The sequence below is a fragment of the Parasphingorhabdus sp. genome, assembly GCF_036964565.1.
Taxonomy (GTDB): Bacteria; Pseudomonadota; Alphaproteobacteria; order Sphingomonadales; family Sphingomonadaceae; genus Parasphingorhabdus.
In genome coordinates, this window is sequence record NZ_JBALTN010000025.1 from 1 (window position 1) to 5693 (window position 5693).

The window sequence follows — 5693 nt, forward strand, 5'->3', positions numbered from 1 at the left end:
AGGTGGACGACTTTTACACCGCCCGCAGCAAGCTCATCCCGCCGCTACCGTGGCCGACTTTTGCACCGCCGTTCTCAAATTCAACGGAATCAGACGGGCCCGTCAATGGATTCCCGGCCTTCGGCAAACCGAAAGTCTCAATCGGACCCCGAGAGCGGCGCCCTCGCCATGAGAGGGAGCGTGAATGAAATCGATGCTCCTCCTCCCGGAAGGTTTGTTGCCTTGATATTGCCTCCGTGCGCCTCGACAATAGTTCGCGAGATCGAAAGACCAATGCCCAAACCTTCCGGTTTGGTTGTGACAAATGATTCGAAAACATTGGCAAGAATGTCGTCAGAAATACCCGGGCCGGTGTCGGATACCCTGATCTCGACCTGTCCCTCAACTTGCGAACTGCGGATAGTGATGTGACATACCTTCCCGGCGGCTGCCTCCGAGGCATTACGGATCAGGTTGGTCAATACATGCTGGATCTGAACGCGATCGGCAATGATGGGCGCTGAGAGATCAATATCGCACGAGATAGACAGATTGGTTGTCTCTGCGGCCGCGAGGATCAGCGCTTCCTTTACCACTTGCTGCAGTTCGAATTCTATCTTCACAATAGGAACTCTGCCACTCGTTTTGCGTAGCAGATGAATGATTTTCCCGGCGCGCAACGTCGACTGCAAGGCGGCATCCAGGCATTCGGCCAAGTCTGGCGTAACTGTCCCATGCGATACCCTGCCGATAGCCGCCGATAAATAGTTCGATGCAGCGGCCAATGGCTGATTGACCTCATGAGCGAGGTTGGAAGCCATCGCTTCCATCGCGCTCACCCGGGACAGGTAAATCAGCTCGTTCTGCAATGAGCGTAGTTTTTCCTGCGCTGCCCGTTCCGCCGAGATATCCTGCTTCGTCCCGAAAATGCGGACCGATTTACCATCGACTTGTTCGATGTCCGCAGTCAGGCGAATCCAATTCTGCTTGCCACTGGCGGTACAAATCAAAATGTCGAGTGTAAAACCGGTGCCATTTCTTATCGCTTCGCTGCGCAGCTGCTCCATCTCGACAAGCGAAGTGGCGTCGTAGAGCTTCAGCGTCTCTTCCCGGTTGATCGCCGTCCCCCTCGGAATTCCGAATAGATCGTAAACCGTGTCGGTCCAGGTTAGGTTTCCGGTCGCCAGATCGCATTCCCAGACACCGATTTTAGCCAGCCGCGAGATACGGTCATACATCTTGCTGAATTGAACGTCCGAAGTGACCCGCTGGCTCAGCTCGCTCCTCTCGCCTGCAAAATCGTCGGTGATTGTTCTGTCCATCCAAATTGCGTTACTGCGGCGCGCACTATGCCAAATGCGACGTCGGCCTCGAACCCTGAACCTTCATAAACCAAGCATCATTTGTTTACACGAAAAAAGCCAGTTCATACCTGAGTAGTCAGAATGAACTGACGGCGGGTCAAAAATATGACCCGCCGCCGCGCGAAATGACCAGATTTCGCAATGAATGGTATATAGGGCGCGGCGTTAACCTGCTATTTTACAGCATACCGTAAGAATACGGTATTCCAGCCCGCTGACACGTTTGGTCCGAAATTTGGTCGTCAATTCGATTGAGGTTTGGCGCGCGGCTCTCGATCGGGTCGATATTGCGGCTTTGGAAGCTAGTCCAAAATCCAAGGAATAAATATAATTCTTCAGGGGAGCGGACACTTCGATCCGGTGGCCGTTGATAGCCGGAATTCTTGTTCTTGCGAGGTGTTCCATGCCCCTATTGGCAAACTGGCAGCTTACTAAGCTGACTCCCAAAAAGCGGACAGCCCGCGATGGGTCCAGTTTCAGTCAGCGCGCTGATGTCCGCTTTAACCTATCGTCACCTGAAAGCGGCCAGACCGGAAACCACCCAATTGTTGCCTTTCGATCTGAATAAATGGAAGATAAAAGCGGCTCGTCAGCTTCCCGCCGGGGTATGGGCATCCAATATGGTCCATAGCAGCGGTAAACTACGCCGCAAAAGCATCAAGCTACGAGACTGGAAAATCTTTTGTTATTCTGAACGAAATTCACAAGTGCGCTTGCTGCCATCGGTGGCGCATAGTGGTTACCCTGGCAGAGATCGCATCCTGCATTCCATGCAATATTCTCTTGTTCTGCATTTTCTATCCCTTCGGCTACTACGCGAAGATTGATTGCGTGGCCTAATTGGACGGTTGAACGCAATATGGCCAAACTCTTGTCGCGCTTCGCTGATTGAATGAACGCACGATCAAGCTTCACGGTGTCGACCTCAAACTCGTGCAAGTGACTCAGAGAGGAATACCCTGTTCCAAAATCATCCAGTGCGATGCGAAATCCGGCTTCGCGCAGTTGCCGCAAGGTTTGACCGCATATTTGATTATGCGCAAGTAGCAAAAGTTCCGTTATTTCAAGTTCAATCTGTCCGCATTTCACACCGTTTCGCTTTACTTGTTCCGAAATTCGCCAAGCAAGATTTTCATCACGAAATTGAGATGGTGATAAATTCACAGAAATCTGTAGGTCTGGGAAGCGTTTCGCCGCTGAACAAGCTTGGTCAATAACGAATTGACTGACTTTATCGATTAGGCCGCAATCTTCGGCTATAGGAATTACTTCAGCGGGAGAAATAATACCGAGCTCGGCGTCGTCCCAACGCAAAAACAATTCGACTCCTAAGATTGAATAATCTCGCTTTATCAAAGGTTGAAACTGAACTGCGAGCGCTGCGCCGTTTTCACTCTCCAACGTATGCCTTAATTTTTGTTTGATCAGACCGCGCCTTTTAACTTCTGCATCCATCCCGTCGGTGAAGATTTTATGGCAGTTGCGCCCATCAGCTTTGGCATCATACATCGCAAAATCAGCTTTGCGCAAAAGGTCACCTACAGCGTCGCTTGCTGATGCATGAATTGCACCGATACTGGCGCTTACATAAATTTGCTGGTCAGCTATTGGACACACTTCTATCAGATCGCTGAGGATAGCTCGGCATACAGTCTCTACCCCGTCAGAAGTGGGTACATCTGACAACCATACCGCAAATTCATCTCCCCCAAGTCTCGCGACAGTGTCGACCTCTCGCAGACGCCATAGAAGCCGTTGGGCAACTTCTTTGATTAATTCGTCACCACTAGTGTGGCCAAATGCATCATTGATTTGCTTGAAACCGTCCAAATCGATCATCAGAAGAGCGCCGTGCCCCCCTTCGCGCTTCATATGGCGGAGCGATTGTTCAATCCTATCAACAAGTAGAGTTTTGTTGCTCAACCCCGTCAACGGGTCGTGCAGTGATACTTGTGTTGCAGCTTCTTCTCTCGCAGCTAAGCCTTCCAATATTTTAGATAATTCGCAATAGAGCAAGGTCATGATCAAAAGTATGACAACCGCGAAACTAATAAAAATCGGCAATAAAAATTGGAATGTTTCACCGACCGGCGCTTGGCTTGTCCCTGAAACAAAAACAGCTGCAACCGTTGCTAACGCGATCATTGTCAATGCAGCGGTCGCAACCTGACTCACTAGTTTTTTCGCGTAAGTCACTACATATCCTAACTTTTTAAACTGTCGCGATATCAGTGTTACGTTAAGAACTGGTATATGGATTCCGATATGCAATTAACGGTCGAGGAATGCGCATACCTGCCGACGAATTCTGAACGAATGGCCGCATTGGCTTATTGCTTTCCCATTTGCTGTCGTTCGATGCACTGATCGAACTTCCTGATAGCGGGCATGAAGCTATGTTGATAAGTGGCTAAGATGTTATCCGCTGGTTATCTTCTGAAACATGTTGTGCCGCCGCCCGGATGGCTCGGTGGAGGTTCCAAACACATCGACGACATTTGCAGCGTTTCGGACTGTGTTAACGACAACGTAGTTGATGTGCAGGAAGCGTGGCAACACAAAAGCTTTGGGGTTGCCAACAGTCCAGACGTGCTTCGGTCGCTCGCGGAAAAAACTGGTGCCGACACGAGTGGGGCCAGGCTGTTCTACTATACAACCTATGAACACGAACTTGAGTCAGATGGTTGGAAGTTTGACGCAACCTCTTGGCGTCCGAGATCGCCTGCCCGTTCAGCGGGTGTAGAAGATGCTGTCGAACCTCCAGCAGACAATGATGCCCTTTCGCTGATTGGATATGACGTCGTCGTATTCGGAGACTATCTCGAACACTCGCCGCTGTCCTGCAACTCGGTAGCCGATGAGCTGCAAGTTAACGAGCATTGCCTGTTTCCCAGTCTTGACATGGCGGTCGAGGCCATCAACGCTGGCTCGTTTGGAGGTGGCTGTGAGGAAGGCATATATACTATCTTTGCAGTGTATCTGGTGAACTGATTTGTCGAATGGCAGCTATGCCATTTTTTTGCGCAGAACCTGCCATTCCGCTACCCACCCATTTGTCGCCGTTCGAGCGTGAGCAAATTCTGGCTGCTGAATGGCATATGTGGACGGCCTCCTTCTTACAAGGGTTGAGAGGGATAATTTGATCGGATCGCTTGCGCTCATATGTCCGGCCTGTTGGTGCGTTTGTTTGTAAACGCTGGCCAAGTTGGTTTCCGCGGCGCGTGTTCCAAACAGCTTAGCGGCTTCAAGAGCCACTGCCATTCACGGAGTGTCACGCGTCATGGATCGATCGATCACACCATCTGTCTCCTTGCAAGTTCACGCATCAGTTCTGCACGGTCGCTTTCATATTAAGCGCACCGTGACAGGCTGATCTCTGTGGCTGCAGGGGCCATTACAGGCAGCGCAGCTTTATTCTGATAGGTTTCGCCGGTCAGCATCATCTTCCGAGCGATCCGGGCGATTTTATTGGCCAGCGCAATGGCGACAAGCTTGGGCGGCTTGCGTTCGAGCATCTCCAGCATCCACGCTGTGGCGTGCTTGCTTTTGCCGAGCCGTACCTGGAACAGTAGCGATGTCGCTCCTTGTACCAGCGTGCTGCGCAAGGCTTCATCTCCCGCACGCGTTATCCTGCCAAGCCTGAGCTTGCCGCCAGTAGAATGATCTCTTGGCGTGAGGCCAATCCAGGCCGCAAAATCGCGGCCCGAACGGAACAGATTTGGCGCAGGTGTTTTCATCAACAGCAATGATGCGCCAATCGGACCAACGCCGGGGATCTGTGCCAAACGGAGGCTGCATTCATTGCTGCGGTGCCAGGCTATTAGCTTCGCTTCAACGGCTTCAAGTTCGGATTGCAGATGAACATATTCATCTTCCAGCAGCGCGAACATATCACGCGCCAGTGCAGGTATCGCCTCATTGGCAGCGATCCGCTCGAACAGCTTGCTAATATGACACAGACCCCGGCCAACCGTTAGGCCAAATTCTCCGGCATGGCCGCGAATGGCATTGGATAGCTGGGTACGCCTGCGCACCAGACGGTCACGAACCGTGCACAGCCCGTCACAGCAATTGCGCTCGCAATTGCAAGCATTGTCCTGGTTGACTTCACCATTTGTCTTCTCCTTGGTCTTGTTTTTTCCGCTCGTTTCATCACCGGCGCCAATGCGTGTCCGCGGACGTTTTCTGGCCCTCTAATGCGGGACAATCTTAAGTTGCCCGCGGTCGCCGCATTTATATATTATGACCCTGGTACCGGTCGTAACTTGCCTTTATACCAAGCTGCGCTGAGGCTGACTCACTTTCGGGATTCCCAAACCGGTGAAAGTATGAATCTATGGCATCCTTCAT

Annotated in this window: 3 protein-coding genes and 1 pseudogene; 1 reads left to right on the top strand and 3 read right to left on the bottom strand. The window is 51.4% G+C overall.

Translation table 11 applies throughout. The annotated features are described in order from the left end of the window. Positions 1-137 precede the first annotated feature (137 nt). Together V7650_RS17980 and V7650_RS17985 are read right to left on the bottom strand one after the other, a co-directional pair. Positions 138-1301 carry a sensor histidine kinase gene (locus V7650_RS17980; protein ID WP_335657586.1) on the bottom strand — a complete coding sequence of 388 codons (1164 nt, stop codon included), beginning with the start codon at positions 1299-1301 and terminating at the stop codon, positions 138-140. Positions 1302-2000: 699 nt separating this feature from the next. After that, positions 2001-3539, bottom strand: coding sequence for a putative bifunctional diguanylate cyclase/phosphodiesterase (locus V7650_RS17985; protein WP_335657587.1), 1539 nt, complete (start codon positions 3537-3539; stop codon positions 2001-2003). Positions 3540-3758: 219 nt separating this feature from the next. Here V7650_RS17985 and V7650_RS17990 point away from each other — a divergent pair, with 219 nt between their 5' ends. Next, the gene (locus V7650_RS17990) at positions 3759-4334 is read left to right on the top strand and encodes a hypothetical protein (protein ID WP_335657588.1); all 576 of its coding nucleotides are present in this window, start codon (positions 3759-3761) and stop codon (positions 4332-4334) included. A 359-nt stretch (positions 4335-4693) separates the two neighbouring features. On the opposite strand, the pseudogene V7650_RS17995 reads toward V7650_RS17990, so the two are convergent. Next, positions 4694-5401: pseudogene (locus V7650_RS17995) on the bottom strand (IS110 family transposase); the annotation flags it as partial. Positions 5402-5693: the final 292 nt, after the last annotated feature.